At 62.8% G+C, this 17029-nt stretch carries 20 protein-coding genes; 2 read left to right on the top strand and 18 right to left on the bottom strand.

The window, feature by feature from the left end; all coding sequences use genetic code 11:
* Window positions 1–57: 57 nt before the first annotated feature.
* The 9 genes from tilS to ybgC all read right to left on the bottom strand — a co-directional run bounded on the left by tilS (window position 58) and on the right by ybgC (window position 8545).
* Window positions 58–1431, bottom strand: a complete 1374-nt coding sequence (gene tilS / locus A9K65_RS06660) for a tRNA lysidine(34) synthetase TilS (RefSeq protein WP_064995908.1) — start codon at window positions 1429–1431, stop codon at window positions 58–60.
* Between the two features lie 57 nt (window positions 1432–1488).
* Entirely contained in the window at window positions 1489–2598 is a 1110-nt protein-coding gene (gene ybgF / locus A9K65_RS06655; protein ID WP_064995909.1) for a tol-pal system protein YbgF, read from the bottom strand.
* 220 nt (window positions 2599–2818) lie between these two features.
* Window positions 2819–3325, bottom strand: a complete 507-nt coding sequence (gene pal / locus A9K65_RS06650; protein WP_013529149.1) for a peptidoglycan-associated lipoprotein Pal — start codon at window positions 3323–3325, stop codon at window positions 2819–2821.
* Window positions 3326–3595: 270 nt separating this feature from the next.
* Window positions 3596–3946 (bottom strand): four helix bundle protein, encoded by a 351-nt coding sequence (locus tag A9K65_RS06645; protein ID WP_245321992.1) that lies wholly within the window; start codon window positions 3944–3946, stop codon window positions 3596–3598.
* 39 nt (window positions 3947–3985) lie between these two features.
* Window positions 3986–5296 carry a Tol-Pal system beta propeller repeat protein TolB gene (tolB, locus tag A9K65_RS06640; RefSeq protein ID WP_013529148.1) on the bottom strand — a complete coding sequence of 437 codons (1311 nt, stop codon included), beginning with the start codon at window positions 5294–5296 and terminating at the stop codon, window positions 3986–3988.
* A 40-nt stretch (window positions 5297–5336) separates the two neighbouring features.
* Window positions 5337–6494 carry a TonB family protein gene (locus A9K65_RS06635; RefSeq protein ID WP_013529147.1) on the bottom strand — a complete coding sequence of 386 codons (1158 nt, stop codon included), beginning with the start codon at window positions 6492–6494 and terminating at the stop codon, window positions 5337–5339.
* 7 nt (window positions 6495–6501) lie between these two features.
* Window positions 6502–6954, bottom strand: a complete 453-nt coding sequence (gene tolR, locus A9K65_RS06630; protein ID WP_023811855.1) for a protein TolR — start codon at window positions 6952–6954, stop codon at window positions 6502–6504.
* Between the two features lie 10 nt (window positions 6955–6964).
* On the bottom strand, window positions 6965–7675 hold the full coding sequence (gene tolQ, locus A9K65_RS06625) for a protein TolQ (RefSeq protein WP_013529145.1): 711 nt from the start codon (window positions 7673–7675) through the stop codon (window positions 6965–6967).
* Window positions 7676–8074: 399 nt separating this feature from the next.
* Complete coding sequence (gene ybgC, locus A9K65_RS06620; protein ID WP_013529144.1) at window positions 8075–8545, bottom strand: tol-pal system-associated acyl-CoA thioesterase; 471 nt, start codon at window positions 8543–8545, stop codon at window positions 8075–8077.
* Between the two features lie 57 nt (window positions 8546–8602).
* Between ybgC and A9K65_RS06615 the strand changes: the two genes are divergently transcribed.
* Entirely contained in the window at window positions 8603–9853 is a 1251-nt protein-coding gene (locus tag A9K65_RS06615) for a cellulase family glycosylhydrolase (protein ID WP_064995910.1), read from the top strand.
* A gap of 12 nt (window positions 9854–9865) precedes the next feature.
* Here the strand turns inward: A9K65_RS06615 and A9K65_RS06610 are convergent, their stop codons facing one another.
* The 8 genes from A9K65_RS06610 to A9K65_RS06575 form a co-directional block, all read right to left on the bottom strand.
* Entirely contained in the window at window positions 9866–10762 is an 897-nt protein-coding gene (locus A9K65_RS06610; RefSeq protein ID WP_027162521.1) for a metallophosphoesterase, read from the bottom strand.
* Between the two features lie 159 nt (window positions 10763–10921).
* The gene (ruvB, locus tag A9K65_RS06605; protein ID WP_013529141.1) at window positions 10922–11959 is read right to left on the bottom strand and encodes a Holliday junction branch migration DNA helicase RuvB; all 1038 of its coding nucleotides are present in this window, start codon (window positions 11957–11959) and stop codon (window positions 10922–10924) included.
* A 43-nt stretch (window positions 11960–12002) separates the two neighbouring features.
* Entirely contained in the window at window positions 12003–12623 is a 621-nt protein-coding gene (gene ruvA, locus A9K65_RS06600) for a Holliday junction branch migration protein RuvA (RefSeq protein WP_064995911.1), read from the bottom strand.
* A 15-nt stretch (window positions 12624–12638) separates the two neighbouring features.
* Entirely contained in the window at window positions 12639–13052 is a 414-nt protein-coding gene (locus A9K65_RS06595) for a type II toxin-antitoxin system VapC family toxin (protein WP_013529139.1), read from the bottom strand.
* 2 nt (window positions 13053–13054) lie between these two features.
* Window positions 13055–13306, bottom strand: coding sequence for an AbrB/MazE/SpoVT family DNA-binding domain-containing protein (locus tag A9K65_RS06590; RefSeq protein WP_064995912.1), 252 nt, complete (start codon window positions 13304–13306; stop codon window positions 13055–13057).
* 61 nt (window positions 13307–13367) lie between these two features.
* Window positions 13368–13877: a crossover junction endodeoxyribonuclease RuvC gene (ruvC, locus tag A9K65_RS06585; RefSeq protein ID WP_024502921.1), complete on the bottom strand. Its 510-nt coding sequence runs from the start codon at window positions 13875–13877 to the stop codon at window positions 13368–13370.
* A gap of 75 nt (window positions 13878–13952) precedes the next feature.
* Complete coding sequence (locus tag A9K65_RS06580; RefSeq protein WP_013529136.1) at window positions 13953–14486, bottom strand: DUF1465 family protein; 534 nt, start codon at window positions 14484–14486, stop codon at window positions 13953–13955.
* Between the two features lie 450 nt (window positions 14487–14936).
* Entirely contained in the window at window positions 14937–15317 is a 381-nt protein-coding gene (locus A9K65_RS06575; protein ID WP_013529135.1) for a hypothetical protein, read from the bottom strand.
* Window positions 15318–15649: 332 nt separating this feature from the next.
* Here A9K65_RS06575 and A9K65_RS06570 point away from each other — a divergent pair, with 332 nt between their 5' ends.
* A complete protein-coding gene (locus A9K65_RS06570) occupies window positions 15650–16201 on the top strand; it encodes a DUF2269 family protein (protein WP_064995913.1) in 552 nt (183 codons plus the stop codon).
* A gap of 34 nt (window positions 16202–16235) precedes the next feature.
* Here the strand turns inward: A9K65_RS06570 and A9K65_RS06565 are convergent, their stop codons facing one another.
* Window positions 16236–17006 (bottom strand): sulfite exporter TauE/SafE family protein, encoded by a 771-nt coding sequence (locus tag A9K65_RS06565; protein WP_064995914.1) that lies wholly within the window; start codon window positions 17004–17006, stop codon window positions 16236–16238.
* Window positions 17007–17029 lie beyond the last annotated feature (23 nt).

Below are 17029 nucleotides of genomic sequence, written 5' to 3'. Positions count from 1 at the left end.
GAGCGTCCCCCCTTGCCAAGCAGAACAGCACGTCTGGGTTAAGCTTTCGCGCAACCCTCAGCCGGCACTGTGGCCGCTGAAAGGCAAGGGCGGGACCGGGGCCGCGCCAATCAGCCCGGCGACGGCCCGCGCCGGCGCTAGGTCGAAGGATGGCAGGAAGCGGCCGAAGGGGGCAACGACCGGCCGCGCTTCCACCATCGCGGACTTCAGTCCATATCCAGGCAAACCAAGGCATTCAGCGGCCTGCCACACCGCCGGTTCGGCCGCGAGCGCGGCGCGCATCAGGCTCGACGGGGTTTTTCTTTCACCGGTCGCCAGCCGCTTCGCCGCTGCCGTGCCTAACGGGGCAATCAACAATGCGCTGCTGCTGTCGTTCAATGTGATGTGCCGGCGGCCGTCCCACAGGGTGCTGCCGGTGGCGGCAGCGGCGGCGGGCAGTCCGCGCGCCTCGCGGCGCAGGAATATGCCGGGGCGCCGGGAATCGACAACCGTCCGCGACAATGTGGCGCAAAGAAATCCAGCCCTCAGCCGCCCGAACAGAGCCTCGCTGCGGGCCTCATCCGGCAGGAAGGCAATCCCGCCGGTCGTGGCCAGAAGGATGCGCAACGCATAGATGGCCGCCTGCTCGTCACCGGAGGAGAGCAGGCACGGGTCGAGGCGGATGAGGCCGATGGCTGGCTGGCTGGCGAAGCCATCGATCAAATCGGCTGCGCTGGCGCCAAGCTGCCTGCGCTCGAGGGCGGCCTGGCCCGCGAGCATCAACATGCCCTTCACATGCTCGACACTCTCGCCGGCAAGTGCGGCCCGCACACGCGGCCGCTCGAAAGCCGCGTCGACATTGGTCGGATCGTCAGCCCAGCCGACATTTTGACGGCGCAGGACGTCGCGCAATACCGCGCGCCGCACGCCGAGGAGCGGCCGCACGATCCAGATGCGCCAGTCATAGAGGGTGGCCGGTGCCATGCCGGCAAGTCCCCGGCCGGCCATGCCGGCATGGCCTTGGCCCGCGTCCCGCGCGTGCCGCATCAGCACCGTTTCCGCCTGGTCGTCGGCGGTATGGCCGGTGAGGATCATGCCGATGCCTTCCGCTTGTGCCGCCTCGGCTAGCAGCCGGTAGCGCGCCTCGCGAGCGGCGGCGGGCAGACCGGTCGATGGCTTTGGACCCGACCATGTCAGGATGCGGTGTGAAATTCCGAGCCTGGCGCACAGCTTCGCCACTGTTCGCGCTTCCGCAGCCGAACCGGACCGCAAACCGTGGTCGATCGTCACCGCCAGCAGCCTGGTTGCCGGCGCCCTACGTTCGAGATGGTGTTTGAGAAGAAGGAGCAGGGCGGTCGAGTCGCTGCCGCCGGACACGGCCGCAACAGCGCCGCTGGTAAAATCGATATGCGAAAAAGGGTTAGTCGAAAGGTCCGGCTCGGTGTCGAGCATGATGCATGTCGCCCAAAAGTGATCCCGGTTTCAGGACAACGACATGTATGACAAGGATCAGCAGGCAGCCAGAGCCTTCTCCTGCTTGACGCGTTCCTTGAGCGCGCTGGAAATATCGGGGTAGCGCTTGCCGACCTCGCTGAAAGTGGCGCAGGCAACGTCATGCTGCTTGAGGCCGACCAGCGACACGCCGAGCTTCAGCAACATGTCGGGAGCTTTCTTGGCCTTGGGGTAGTCCTTGCTGGCGGCAAGGAACGTCTCGGCCGCATCGCGGTATTTCTGCTGGCCGAGCAATGACTCGCCCAGCCAGTAATGCGCGTCCGCGGCCTTCGCATCCTTGGGGAAGCGGGCGATGTGGTCGCGAAAACCCTGCTCGGCGGTGCCGTAGTCGCCCGAGAGGATGAACTGGTATGAGTTGCGGTAGAGCTCTTCCGGATTGTTGGTGGCGGGCAACGCCGCGACCACCGTATCGGATTTGCCGGCCTTGGGCGCCGCCCCGGCGACTGGCGCGGTATCCTGCGCCGGCGCGGTCGATTGTGTGTTGCCGCCGGCATCGATGACATTGCCGTTCTTGTCGACGGTGATGCTGCCGAAGGTCTTTTCCGGCGCTCCCGTACCGGGAATAACCTTGCCGGGGTCGCCATCCGGAGATTCGACGATGACGTCCTCGACCGTCTTGCCGACTGCCGATTGATCGTTGGCGGGCTCGGCGCCGGCATCGGCCGGCGCCCGTGTTGCCGGGGCCGCCGCCACGTTGTTGTCGGTGCCGGTGGTGGCGTCCGATTTCTTCTGCGCCGGCGGCTGTCCGCCTTGCGTGCCGCCACCTTCCAGCTGCTGGAAGCGAAATTCATTATCTTCCTGCTGCTTGCGGATCTGCTCCTGCATTTGCAGGACCTGGAAATTGAGTTCCTCGATCTTGCCGTTCATCTGCCGCAGCTGCTCTTCCAGGCTGGTGACAGCGGTAGGATCGGACTGCACCAGCTGAACCTGGTCCGGTTTCTTCTTTTGACCAAAAAAGCTGGGCAATTCGATACTGGGAAGATGGAAGGTAAAGCCGCTGTCGGTTGATTGCCCTGTGCCGCTCGCCCCGGTGCCGCTAGCCAGGGCGGTGACGCCTGATAGGAGCAGCAGCGCAAGCGTGCCGCTCAGAACCGATCTCAAATGCATGTGCCTCTCGCAGTGATTTCGTTAGCTTGTTCGCGCCTTCCAATCAGAATGGGACCAGCCAAGCGCCCTCGGCTCATAGCAGGAGCCGAGACTTCGGCCAAATTTTGTTTCGGGCATCCGGATATGAAAAAGGCGGCCCCAAGGCCGCCTTTCGCACGAGTATGTTGCATTTTTACCGCTAGACGGCCACGCGTCCTTTGACGCGCCGGTCCATGATGCCTCAGGAGCCAGCGCCGCTAAGCGTAGTGACCGCGCGGCGATTCTGCGACCAGCAAGAGATGTCGTCGCAAACCGCGACCGGACGTTCCTTGCCGTAGGAAATGGTCTTGAGACGGCTGGCCGAGACGCCCTTGGCGACAAGGAAGTCACGGGTAGCGGCTGCGCGGCGGGCGCCGAGCGCCAGATTGTATTCGCGCGTTCCGCGTTCGTCGGCATGGCCTTCGACGACGATGGCATACTGCTTGTACTGGTTCAGCCACTGTGCCTGGCGCGAGAGCGTCGTCTGCGCGTCGGCACGGATCGAGGTCGAGTCCGTATCGAAGAAGATGCGGTCGCCAATGTTGACGGTGAAGTCCTGCGCCGATCCGGGTGTTGCGGCGCCGGCGCCGTTAAGGCCAAGATCGGCCGCGTTGTTCGGCGTCTTTTTCGAGGCGCAACCGGCGATGGCGAGCATCGCCACCAGCGCGATCATGACCGGGTTTCTGGTAAGTGCTGCAATACGGCCCATGCCGCCTCTCCTTCGTAATTCGAGTGGTCTAATTTGAGTGATTTCGTTGATCACCCAGTAACCACGTTTGGGTTAACCGGCATTCAAGAAACACGGTTAAATTTTGGTTTAAGCTGCCCGTCCGCAGCCATTGGCCATGAGCCACAGTTGGCGCGGACCCTAGGCGGAAATACGGCCAAAACGCGACAAAGAGATGGAAAAGAGGAATTGAAGAGTTGGGGAATTGAGGAACTGAAGAGAGAATTCACTTCAGCTTTTCTCTCAGATTGATCAGCATGCCGTAGATATGGTCATAGGATCGCAGCCAATCGTCGTGTTGTGCCTGGCTGATGTATCCAAGGTCGAACGCATAGGAAATTCACGTCTCCACTTCGCTGCATGACCCCATTGCCATCGAAATGAACCGCGCGAATTGGGTTTGGAGTGAGTCTGCTTGGCAAATCCCTCAGCCAAATTGGCGCAGATTCCCTTGCTGGAGCGACGCAACTGATCAGCCAGTGCGTATTGCTCCATTTTCGGGAAGGCGAGCGTAGCTTTATGCACGTCAAGAGAGACCACATAAGCGCGCTTATAAACCTCTAGATCCTTCGCACGCTTGATGTGGCCGCCCGCCTTCTCCATTCTTCAGTTCTTCAATTCCCCAGTTCCTCAGTTCGTCTCTTACTCCAGCAGCGGCGACCAGGCAGGGTCCGAAGCGAAGTTCGCCGTCGGGATCGATTGCTCGTTGCGTCCGGTCAGATCGACCGAAACCAGTTTGGGGCCACCGGCGGAATCGCGGAAGAACATCAGCACGCGGCCATTCGGCGCCCAGGTCGGTCCCTCCTGCTGGAAGCCGGAGGAGAGGATGCGCTCACCCGATCCATCGGTCTTCATGACCCCGATCTGGAATTCGCCGCCGGTCTGCTTGGTGAAGGCAATCAGGTCGCCGCGCGGCGACCATACCGGTGTCGAATAGACGCCGTCGCCGAAGGAGATACGGGTCTGGCCCGAACCGTCGGCGCCCATCACGTAGATCTGTGCGCGGCCGCCACGGTCGGAGGTGAACACCACCTTGCTGCCGTCGGGCGAATAGGACGGCGAGGTGTCGATGGCGGTCGAGTTGGTCAGCCGCGTCGTCGAGCGGCTGCGCAGGTCCATGGCGAAGATGTTGGAATTGCCGTCGTCGCGCAGCAGGCTCATGATCACCTTCTGGCCGTCGGGCGAAAAGCGCGGCGCAAAGGTCATGCCGGGGAAATTGCCGACCAGTTCGCGCTGGCCGGTCTCGATCTGCAGCAGATAGACCCGCGGCTGGCCGCTTTCATAAGACATGTAGGTGATTTCCTGCCGGTTCGGCGAGAAACGCGGCGTCAGCACGATCGACCTGCCGTCCGAGAGATAGCGCACATTGGCGCCGTCCTGGTCCATGATCGCGAGGCGCTTCTTGCGCGCATTCTTGGCGCCGGATTCGTCGATGAAGACGACGCGGGTGTCGAAATAGCCTTTTTCGCCGGTCAGCCGCTCATAGATGGCGTCGGCGATGATATGGGCGACACGCCGCTGATTGGCATCGTTGGCGAAGAACTGCTCGCCAGCCATCTGCTGGCCGGCAAAGGTATCCCACAACCGGTACTGGGCGCGGATGCGGCCGTCGGCTTCCTTGCTGACGCTGCCCGTGACCAGCGCCTGCGCGTTGATCACCTTCCAGTCGTCGAAGCGCGGTGCTGCATCGGGGTTGGTGATTTTCTCGATAAAGGCGCTCTTGTCGATCGGAGCGAACAGACCCGAACGCTTCAAATCGGCGGTGACGATCTGCGAAATCTGCGCCCCAAGCGCGTCGCCGCCCTGGAAATCCGTGATGGCGATCGGCAGCGGCTCGACGTTGCCCTTGTTGACGTTGAGCTCGACGAGCGCCAGCGCCGGCAACGTGCCTGCCGCGGTCATGCCCATCGCCATTGCTGCGACCATCAGGAGCGGCTTGAGGATTGATTTCATGTCTTCTCGCTTCTCGTACTGATTTTCGGATGACAGGGCCTTAGAGGCCGAGCATCTCCCTTGGATCGAAGGTGACGCGGACGTCGGCCCAGATGTCCTGCTTGCCGGCGGGAACTTGCAGGCCGGTGACATCGCATTTTTGCACCGCACGAACGGCACTTTCGTCGAACTGGCGATTTCCGCTCGACTTTTCGACCGCCGGGCGCCCGTCCAGCTTACCGGATGCATCCAGGTTGAACCGCACCACGACGAGGAAGTTCTCGGAACCTTCAAGGCCGACAGGAAGGGTCCAGCAGCCGCCGAGCTGGCTTTCCAGGGCACCCATTTCGGACCTGGAAAGCTTCTGACCTTGGTCCTTGTCGCCGCCGAGCGACGCCTGCTGGGTCGAGCGCTTGGCGCCGCCGCCGGATGGTTTCTGCTTGTCGAGGAGCGCGGAGATCTCGTCGGCGTTGAATTGCTTGTCATCGGATTTCGGCTTCGACGACGCTTCCTTGACCGGCTTGTCGGCGTCCTTGCGCTCCGGCGCCTTGGCGCTTTCGGCCTGCGCCGGCTGCGGCTTCGGCCGCGCTTCCGGCGCGGGAGCGGAATCCGGCAGCTGCGTCGCCTCGGCGGGCGGCTCCTGCGCTATGGCTTCAGCGACGGCGTCGGGCTTGACCTCGGGCGTCGGATCGATGGCAGCGGTCTTGTCCTGCGGCGGCGGGGTCGGCGCCGGCTTGGCCGGTGTCGGCTTGGGATCGGCCTGCTTGACCGGCTCGGGCTTGACCTCTTCCTTGGGCGTCGGCGCCGGCGCCACTTCCGTTGCCGGGGTGGGCTTGGGCTTCTCCTGCGGCTTCGGCACGTCCTCGGGCTTCGGCTTTTCGATCGGGGTCGGTGCGGGCGGCGGAGCCGAGGTCATGTCGACGGGCTTCGGCTTGGCTTCCGGCGTTATCGGCTTGTCGGTGTCGACGCTGTTCTCGCCGACCTTCTGCGCATCCGGAACGATGTCCGGGCGCTGCGTCGGCACAGGCGCCGGCTTTTCATGCATCACGGCCTTCTTGTCGCCCTGCAACGTCTGCGCAATGGCTTCCATCGGCACGATATCGACCGCGACCGACTCGACGTCGGACGACGGAAGTGCCGCCGGCGCCGTCAGCGTGAACAGGCCGAAGGTCAGCGCCGCCGTATGCAAGATCACCGATGTGGTGAGGCCGGTCTTCATCGCGCGTCTACTGGTCCTGTTCCTGCAGTGAAACCAGGCCGATGTTCTTGTAGCCGGCGGCCGAAATGCGGGCCATCACCTTCATCGCCGTACCATAGTCGGTGGACTTGTCGCCGCGGATGAAGATGCGCTCCTCATAGCCGGTCTTGGAAATTGCCTGCAGCTTGGCTACCAGTTCCTCGATCGGGATTTCGGTTTCCTGCAGGTAAATCTGGCCGGCGGCGTTGATCGAGACGGTGATCGGCTGCGTGTCGGCATTCATCGCCTTAGCCTGCGTATCCGGCAGGTCGATCGGCACGCCGACCGTCAGCATTGGCGCCGCGACCATGAAGATGATCAGCAGCACCAGCATCACGTCGACCATCGGCGTGACGTTGATCTCGGACATCAGTGCATGGTGACGGCCGCGCCGCCTGTGGCCGCGCCCGCCGCGTCCTCCCATGCCCATGGACATACCCATCTGCTACTCCTCAGGCCTTGGGGGCCACTTTTTCATCGATTTGGCGCGAGAGTATGGCGGAGAACTCGTCGGAGAACCCTTCCATGCGCACGGCTATCTTGCTCGCATCGGACGACAGCTTGTTGTAGGCGATGACGGCGGGAATGGCGGCGAGCAGGCCGATGGCCGTCGCCAACAGCGCTTCGGCGATGCCCGGCGCAACCACGGCGAGACTGGTATTCTTGGAGCCGGCGATCGCCTGAAACGACGTCATGATGCCGATGACGGTGCCGAACAGGCCGATGAAGGGTGCCGCCGAGCCCGTGGTGGCAAGGAAGCCGAGGCGCCCTTCCAGCTTTTCCATCTCGCGGGTCAGCGCCAGGTCCATCGCCTTGTCGATGCGGGTTTGCAGGCCGAGCGGCGACTTGGCGCCCTTCTCGAAACTCTTCTTCCACTCGCGCATGGCCGCCACGAAAATGGCGCCCATGCCGGTGGTCTTGCGATCGGCGAGCGTGCGGTAAAGCTCCTCCAGCGACTGCCCCGACCAGAACACCTGCTCGAACCGGTTGAGCGCCAGCCGCATGCGGGCATAGGAAACCAGCTTGTCGACGATGATCGCCCAGGTCCAGACCGAGGCGCAGAGCAGGCCGATCATGACCAACTTGACCACCCAGCTGGCCGAAACGAACAGCGACCAAACCGACAATTGCGCGCCCGGATCGGCGAGTGCGATATTTTCCATCGTTACGTCCTTAAGATTTTCCGGGCGAAGCTGGCGGCTGGCCCCTGGCATCCCTTGTGGTCGGTTCGCACGAAGCTACCGGAACAACCCCAAACTGTGCCGTTGTCGGCCTTTTCAGGGCAAATATTGGTGAAAGGAAGGCGTTCGATAACGCCAATCTTCACCAATCTCTTCATGAACCGTTATGGTTAAGGATGGGTTAGTATATAAGGCGCGGCGCATTGCCACGCCCGCACAGTTGTAACGCCATCATCCAAGCGCGAAGTCAGGATGGGTTGAGATTCAGGTCAGGCCGAGCCGAAAGCGGTGGTTTCCGAGAACCGGAGCGGAGGGTACTTGAAGTACCCGAGCACCGGAAGCGCAGGGAATCACCGTTTGCAGGCCGGCATCACCTGAATATCATCCCATCCGGGGCATGAATGCCGCCACCCATTCCTTGGGAAAGCGCCTTGGGCGGCCATTCTCGCCGATGATCGCCGCCTCGACCTTGGCCTCGACCAGCACCTCGTCGCCGCGCTTGAGCTGTTGCGCCATGAAGATGCGCGCGCCGGAAATCTCCTCGGTGCGGGTGTCGACGGTCAGGATGTCGTCGATGCGGGCCGGGCCGCGAAAGTCGATCTCCATGCGACGCACCACCCAGACTATTCTTTCGCCATGCTTGCCGTCGGCAAGCTCTGTGTGATGCACGCCGGTGAGCCTGAGATAGTCGGAGCGGCCGCGTTCGAAGAATTCGAGATAGCGTGCATGGTAGACGACGCCGGAGAAATCGGTGTCGGCATAGTAGACTCGCGCCATCAGCCGGTGGCCGAACGCCGTCAGCGCACCGGAAAGCCCGGCCAGCAGCGTCGCCGATTCACCATGATCGCCCATTGCGCTTCCTTTTTTAGTCCCAGCGAGGCACCTGTTTCCCGCGTGACACAGCATCGGATGGCACTGTTGACGGCGATGATCAAGACTTTGATGGCGGCGCTGTTCGTGTTGGTGGCTTTGGCGCTGCCTGGCCAGACCGCGACATTCTCGATGAAGCGCGGCCTCAATCTCGACCAGTGGGTCACCTGGCCCGGCGAGGACCAGTGGGGCCACGCCAAGGCCATCCTGCCCTATCCGGAGTGGCGGAAATTCCTTGGGGAGGACGACCTCAAGGCGTTGAAGGATGCCGGCTTCGATTTCCTGCGCATGCCGGTCGATCCATCGCCCTTTCTGTCCGACCAGACCGGGGCCTTGCGTGACGATCTCTATGCCAGCGTGCTGGACTCGGTGCGCATGATCAACCGCGCCGGGCTGAAGGTGGTCGTCGACATGCACCTGATCCCGGCCGGCGGCAGCCGCAAGATCGGAATGGCTGAAGTGATGGGCGACCCGCGGACCTTCGACGCCTATGTCGAGATGGTCCGCAAGATGGCCCGCACGCTGGCCAGCGAAGATCCCGCCCAGGTCGCCTTCGAGCCCATGAACGAACCGATCGTGGACTGCGACAGCGACGGCACGAGCCTGTGGCCGGACCGCCAGCGCAAACTGTTCGCGGCGGCGCGATCCTCGGCTACGAAACTGACCCTGGTGCTGACCGGCGCCTGCTATTCCGCCGCGAGTTCGTTGGAAAAGATCGACCCGAAGACGATTCCGGACGACAACGTCATCTGGACCTTCCATTCCTACGATCCGTTTCTGCTCACCCATCAGGGCGCAACCTGGGCCGGAGACTTCATTCCTTACGTGACCGGCCTGCCCTATCCGCTGAGTGCGGTGCCCAAGGCACAGCTCGACGTGACGCTCGACACCATCCGCGCCAGGATCAAGGCCGAGGCGCCATGGACGCGGCAAAGCGGCCTGCTTGCCTATCTTGACGAACAGGTCGCCAGCATGGACAGCCCCGACAGACTGCTCGGCTTGGTGGATGCGCCGTTCGAAAAGGTCGAGGCGTGGGCGAGGGCCAACGGCGTCAAGCCTGGAAACATCACGCTGGGCGAGTTCGGCATGATCCGTCAGGAATACGGCAATTCCTATGTGATGCCCGCCGGGTATCGGGCCGCCTATGTCAGGGACATGATCGCGCGTGCCGAAGCACATGGCTTCTCATGGTCGGTGTGGAGCTATGGCGGCGCCTTCGGCATCGTCGATGCCTTCAACGGCGACAAGGCCGAGCCGGATGTGATGGACGCGATCAAATCGCTTCACTGAGGCGATCTGGATTTAGCCAAGGTCGATCGACAGGATTTCCGGCCGCATCCCGAAACGCACCGGCAATATGCTGAAACCGAGCCCGCCGGAGACGATCAGATTGCGATCGTTCTCGACGACGTGGCCATAGGCGTAGCGGTTGCCGAAACGCGATGGCACGACCGGCGAATAGCCGAACAGCCGAATTTGTCCGCCGTGGGTGTGGCCGGACAGGGTCAGCGAGACGCGCCACGGCACTTTCGGAAAAATATCCGGCTCGTGCGCAAGCAGGATGATGGGCGAGGTGTCGCTGACCTTGGCCAGCGTGCCGTCGAGATCGTCCAGCCCCGTGAAGCCGGCGCGGTCCCTGGTCGGCAGCAGAGCGAGCTGGTCGGCGAGCCCGGCAATCCAGACACCATGCCCATCCTTTTCCAGGCGCACGACATCGTTCTCCAGCACCGGAATGCCGACTTTCTCCAGGGCCTTGCGCGCTACGGTCGGGCCGGCCCCGGCGCGCTGCGCGAAGCCATCTGCCCACCAGTCATGGTTGCCGAGAATCGAGAGCACGCCGAGCGGTGCCTTGAGGTCCGAGAGGGCGGAGGCCCATTGCGACGGCGTCACCGGGCCGGTCACCAAGGGCATACCGGCGATATAATCGCCGAGCAGGACGATCACGTCCGGCTGCAGGGCATTCGCGTCTTCGACAAGTGAGGCGATCCGCTCCGGCGTCATCCATGGCCGGCAGGCATGGATATCGGCAAGCGCGACGATGCGCAGCTTCAGGCCATCAGGCCAATGCGGCGGCGTTAGCGCATAGCGTTTCACATGCGTCAGCAGCATCGGCTCTATGCCGGCCGCATAGGCGCTGAACGCGGCAACCGACAGAACCGACCCGCCTATGAAGCGCAGGAATCCGCGTCTGGTGATCATTGCGTGGCTCCGGCAAACCATCGGAGCGAGATTGCCCCGGGATGGCACCGCCACCAGAGCCGACGAATGCGCCGGCAAACCGGCGAAGCCGAGGATATTTTGCGCAGGCCGCTCACAGATCCTTTGTCGGCCCGGAACCTGCGCCTGATCGCCCGGCCGCTATTCTTCCTGGAACAGGTTGATCTGCTGCTGCGCCAGATCCTTCGGCGCGTCGAGGCCGAGATGGCGCCAGGCATTGGCCGTCAGCATGCGGCCGCGCGGCGTGCGCTGGATGAAACCCTGCTGGATCAGATAAGGCTCGATAATGTCCTCGATGGCATCGCGCGGCTCTGACAGGCCGGCGGCGATCGTCTCGATGCCGACCGGCCCGCCGCCGAAATTGCGCGCGATCATGCTGAGGTACCGGCGGTCGAGCGCGTCGAGGCCGAGCGCGTCGACTTCCAGCCGGGTCAACGCTTCGTCGGCGATCTTGCGGTCGACATGGCCATCGCCGGCCACCGAGGCGAAATCGCGCACACGGCGCAACAACCGGCCGGCGATGCGTGGCGTGCCCCGCGCGCGCCGCGCGATCTCCAGCGCGCCGTCGTTGCCGAGCGGCATTTGCAGGATACGCGCGCCACGCCGCACGATCTGCTCCAGCTCCTCGACCGTGTAGAAATTGAGCCGTACCGGAATGCCGAAACGGTCGCGCAACGGATTGGTGAGCAGGCCAAGCCGCGTGGTGGCGGCGACGAGGGTGAAGCGGGCGAGGTCGATCTTGACCGAGCGCGCCGCCGGGCCTTCGCCGATGATCAGGTCGAGCTGAAAATCCTCCATCGCCGGATAAAGGATCTCCTCCACCGCCGGGCTCAGCCGATGGATCTCGTCGATGAACAGCACGTCGCCTTCCTCGAGATTGGTCAGCAGCGCGGCAAGATCGCCGGCCTTGGCGATGACCGGACCCGAGGTCGAGCGGAAATTGACGCCGAGCTCGCGCGCCATGATCTGCGCCAGCGTCGTCTTGCCGAGACCAGGCGGCCCGACGAACAGCACATGGTCGAGCGCCTCGCTGCGGCTCTTGGCGGCCTCGATGAACACTTTGAGATTGGCCCGCGCCGCCGCCTGGCCGACGAAATCGTCGAGCGTCTGCGGCCGCAAGGTCTGCTCGGCATCCTCGCCGCGTTTTTCCGGTGCAATCAAGCGGGGCGACAGGCTCATGCCGCCTTCCTTGCACACGGCAAGGGGCTGAACAAGCGGCGGCTCACCGCGCAAGTTCCTTCAGCCCGAAGCGAATCAGCTTCGGCGCATCGGCATCCTCGCCCGCCGTCTTCAGCGCCGCCGCCACCGCATTGGCGGCCGTGTCGCGCGAATAGCCGAGATTGACCAGCGCCGAGACCGCGTCGGTGATCGGCGCGGATGCCACGCCGTCGCCGAGCTCCTGTTTCAGGCCGATGGTGCCCGAAGCGGTTCCGGCATGGGCCGGCGCCTTGTTCTTCAGTTCGGTGACGATGCGCTCGGCCACCTTCTTGCCGACGCCGGGTGCGCGAGAAACCATGGCGATGTCGCGCAGCGCAATCGCATTGGCGAGGTCGGCCGGCGCCAGCGTCGACAGGATGGCCAGCGCCACCTTGGCGCCGACGCCGGGAACATTGTTCATCAGCAGCCGGAACCACTCGCGTTCCAGCACTGACTGGAAGCCGTAGAGCCGCAGCATGTCCTCGCGGACATAGGTCTCGATGAACAGCACCACCGCTTCGCCGGGCGAAGGCAGCGCCGCCAGCGTGCGCGCTGAGCAATAGGCGACGTAGCCGACGCCATGGATATCGACGAGGCAATGATCCTCGTCGATCTCGTCCAGCGTGCCCTTGAGCTTGCCGATCATTGGACGCAATTCCCGTTAGGGATGAGTATCGGGCGTGATGAGCTCGACATCTGGAAAGTACTTTCTGAAACCTGCGGGATCGCGAGTAAGAATGGGATAGCCTCGGATGGCAGCGTGAGCCCCAATCAAGAAGTCGGGCATCACCTTCTCTCGAGGTCCGCCCAACCGCCGATAGACCGAGAACGCTCTCGACGCAGCAAAGGCCGCCTCGAACGGGAGACTTTCGCGCCGGAACTCGTCTTCAGGCAAGGCATCATCGACATCGTCTATCGCCTCATAGCGCATCGAAAACTCGGCGTAGATAATCTGATTGATGACCAGGCTGCCTTGCTCGAGGGCAGACACCATTTTGGACCACGACCACTTTGACCAGACGGGATCGCGAACGGCGATATCGACAAGCACGTTGGTGTCGACAAGCGTCGCCAAGATTAGCGATCCCGGGTCAAAGCCATGACGGCATCGGCATTCATTGTCTGATCGCCGCTGCCCTCAAGCCGATCGAGCGCAGCAAGAAAACGATCGAGTCTTTCGCGGTCGGCCAACCGCCGCTTGTCATGCTTCGGCGTGATCGTGATCTTGCCGCCCTCGATGCCGAAGATGACTTCGCTGTTGGCGCCAATCCCAAATGTCTCCCGCAGATCCCGTGGGATTGTCACTTGACCTTTGCTCGTCACACGCATGAAACACCCCTTTCTTACAAGTAAGGATTATTCCAACCCGACGAACAAGTCAAGAACATCGCTAACCAGCGAGCGCCATCCGGTAAGCCACGCTTTGCCGGTGATGCGCGTGGCAGATGGCGATGGCGAGCGCGTCGGCGGCATGCTCGGTATCGAAAATGGCTTTCGGCAACAGCACCTTCACCATCATGTGGATCTGCTTCTTGTCGCCATGCCCGACGCCGATCACCGCTTTCTTGACTGCGTTGGGGGCATATTCGGCAACGACGAGGCCGGCACGCGCCGGCACCAGCATGGCGATGCCGCGTGCCTGGCCGAGCTTCAGCGTTGCCACCGCGTCCTTGTTGACGAAGGTCTGTTCGACCGCCGCTTCGTGCGGCATGGCGGCATGCAGGACTTCGGCAAGCCCGTCATGCAGCTGGCACAGCCGCGTTGCCAGCGCGGCCTTATCGTCTGATTTCACAGTGCCGGAAGCAATGAAGCGCAGCGAATTGCCGAGGCTTTCGACGATGCCCCAGCCGGTGCGCCGAAGCCCGGGATCGATACCGATGATGCGAATCGCTTCCGCCATTTGCCGAGTTTACCTCCGGCGGACAGCGATGCCAGCGAAATGTGAACAAACCGGAAACAGACGGCGGACCGCGGTCTAACCCCGAGCGAAAGCCGTGTTGAGCAGGCTGATCTGGTCGGAAACCGGGTTGGGGCGGCGAGCCATCGGTTGCATGTCGACCATGGCGCCGGAGCCATAGATCTCGTCGTCCATGCGGCGCACCAACGCTTGCAGGCGCAGCGAGCGGGTGACGAGGTCGAGGAAATCCTCGGGCAGTTCGGCCCAACCGGCGGCTTCGTCATGGGCGGAAGCGGTGTCGAGGCGCACCTTGGACTTTTCCGATGCCACCTGGTCACGGGTCATCTCGCCGGAATTGGCGGCGCGCTGCAAAAGCAGCCAGGAGGCAACCTGCATCAGCCTGGTGGTCAGCCGCATCGATTCGGCCGCGTAGAGCGTGGCGGCCAGCCGCGACAGCTTCTTCGCCTCGGCCCGGCCCTTGCCGTCGAGATATTCGGCGGCCTGTTCGACCAGACCCATGCCTTCCTGGTAAAGCGGCTTGAAGGATTGCGAGAAAACCCGGCGTTCCGCCAGCTTGACGGTTTTCGCACTGCCCTTCGAAGGCTCGTTCATTGATACGCCCCTGCACTTGCAACCGGCCGATTCGGCTCCCTGCCGATACACCCGGAACCCTATCTGACTGAAGCTTGAAAATGCGCTTCGTCACCGGTGAAGGCAAGCACATGTTTAACAGAAGGTTAACGGCACCCCTGTCGGGCGGCCCCGCTGGGGTGCGGACAAAAAAAGAGAAATCGAGACAAAAAAAGAGCCGCGGATAAGGCGGCTCTCAGGAGTTTAACAGGGAGGCGTCAAACAAAGTGGCTCCAACCACTCGGTAAGAATCCAGATCACTGGATGAACATAGTAAACACCTGTAAAGCTTAATGAAGCCTTAACGGTGCAGATGTTTTTTGACCGAACGCCGCCATACTGTGCCGTAACAGCACAGCATCTCCCGCGTCAGGCTCGGCTCAAGCGGTCTTCCAGACCGCCGGCACAACCTCACCTTCCCTTAGGCTCGGCTCAAGCGGTCTTCCAGACCGCCGGCAAGGCGATGAAGGCGAACAGCAGCATGGCTGCGTAGAAGCCCATCGAGGAGGCCGCCACCAGCGGTTCGATTGCGGCATTGCCGGCAAGCAGGAAATAGAGGCCGATCAGCAGGCCGATGCCGCTGACCGCCGTCAGCCAGAAATGAACTGTGGCGAGCGTCTTCTGCCCGATTGCCGGAAACAAATGGTAGAAGAAGGCGAAGACCGCCGACATCAGCCATCCGGCCACCATCGTGTGGGCGTGGGTCGGCATCTGGCCGTGATCCTGGCTGATCGCCATGTACAGGCCGAGCGCCATGCCGCACAGCGAATAGATGATGGCCAGCGTGAAGAAATTCCGTGCTATCCCTTGCATAATGGTCCCCCGAATTGCCTTTTCCCGCTTGCGGGAATGGGTTGATCGTCAGGCGATTGTTGTCGCCATCGGGCTCCCGGCATTGGCGCACTAATATCGGCAGCGTATCCAGACGATGTCGCGCCAACCCCCTCCCGACGATTCGTACATTAGCAGAAAATCAGATAATGCGTTCACAATCTGCGACCTCGCGCGTTGGCCGTAAGCTGAAACAGAGCCGGATTTTTCGCGACATCGTTCCGAAACAGGCGCCACGCTAAACGCCCGCTCCTCTGACGGCCGGCGCAAATCGGCGCCGCCGCAAACCTGACCGGACACTGCAGGAGCAACCCATGGACTGGTACTCGATCGTCAAATTCCTCCACGTCACTACCGCCATTCTGTGGGTCGGCGGCGGCTTCGTACTGTTCCTGCTGGGCATGCTTGCCGAGCGCGCGGGCAACATCGAGGAAAAGCTGCAGGCAATGCGCGCCAGCGGTCAGCTGGGCGGCAGGTTCTTTGCGCCGATGTCGATGCTGACGCTGATCTTCGGCCTCATCATGTGCTGGTTCTGGGTCGGCTTCTCCGATTTGTGGGTACTCATCGGCCTGGCGGGATACGCCACGACCTTTTCGATCGGCATGTTCATCTTCAAGCCGACCGGGGAGCGCATGGGCGCAATGATCGCCAAGGAGGGCGTCACGCCAGAGGTTCTTGCCATCGGCCAGCGCATGATGAGCGCGGCACGTTTCGACTATGCGGTGATGCTGGTGATCATTGCGGACATGGTGCTCAAACCGACCGTGCATGACATCGGCATCCTTGCCGGCATGGTGCTGGTCGTTATGTTCGGCGCGACACTGGCTTTTGGCGGCAACCGTCGTCTGGTGCCAAGCGCCGCCTGACCCCTAATGACGGGGCGGCTGCGCGGCGGCCTTTCTACATCAGGCCGACAATGCCATCCCACAGCAGCTTCAGCGCCACGACCGCGACGGTTGCGTAGGTAAAGGGATAGAAGGTTTCCGGCCGCATGCGGCGCACCAGCCACGCTCCGGCGATGGTCGACAGCGGCGCCAGCGGCATCAGCACCGCCGATGCCGTCAGATTGGCGGTGTCGAACTGGCCGAGCGCGAAATAGGGCACCAGCTTCAGCGCGTTGGTGGCGGCAAAGAAGATCGCTGCGGTGCCCGACAGAACTTTCGGATCGAGACGGATCGGCAAGGCATAGACCTGGAAGGGCGGACCGCCGACATGGGCAACGAAGCTGGTGAAGCCGGCGACCGTGCCCCAGATGGCGGCGGCCACGCGGTTGGGCGCGGCCGCGTGATCGGCGCCGTGGCGGAACTGCAGATAGAGCCAGCGCAGGACGAAGATGATGGCGACGGCGCCAACGATCAGCCGCACCGCCTCTTCGGTCACCAGTGCCGCCGTCAGCCAGCCAAGGCCGATGCCGATGACGGCGCCCGGCATCATGTCGACCAGCATCTTGCGGTCGTAAACGCCCCACCACGTCCACACCGAGACGATGTCCATCAGGCACAGGATCGGCAGCAGGATGGCCGCCGCCTGCACCGGCGGCATGGTCAGCGCCATCAGCGGCACGCCGACGAAACCGACGGCACCGCCAAAGCCGCCCTTCGACAGGCCGACCAGAATGACCGCCGGAATGGCGGCCGCATAGAACCACGGATCGAGAAGCAGGCCTGACATGGGAGGGGACTGGTCCGGAGGGA

This window comes from Mesorhizobium sp. WSM1497, from assembly GCF_001672455.2.
GTDB classification, from domain to species: domain Bacteria; phylum Pseudomonadota; class Alphaproteobacteria; order Rhizobiales; family Rhizobiaceae; genus Mesorhizobium; species Mesorhizobium ciceri.
The sequence above is the reverse complement of the archived record's forward strand: the minus strand, read 5'-3'. Positions and strand labels throughout refer to the sequence as shown.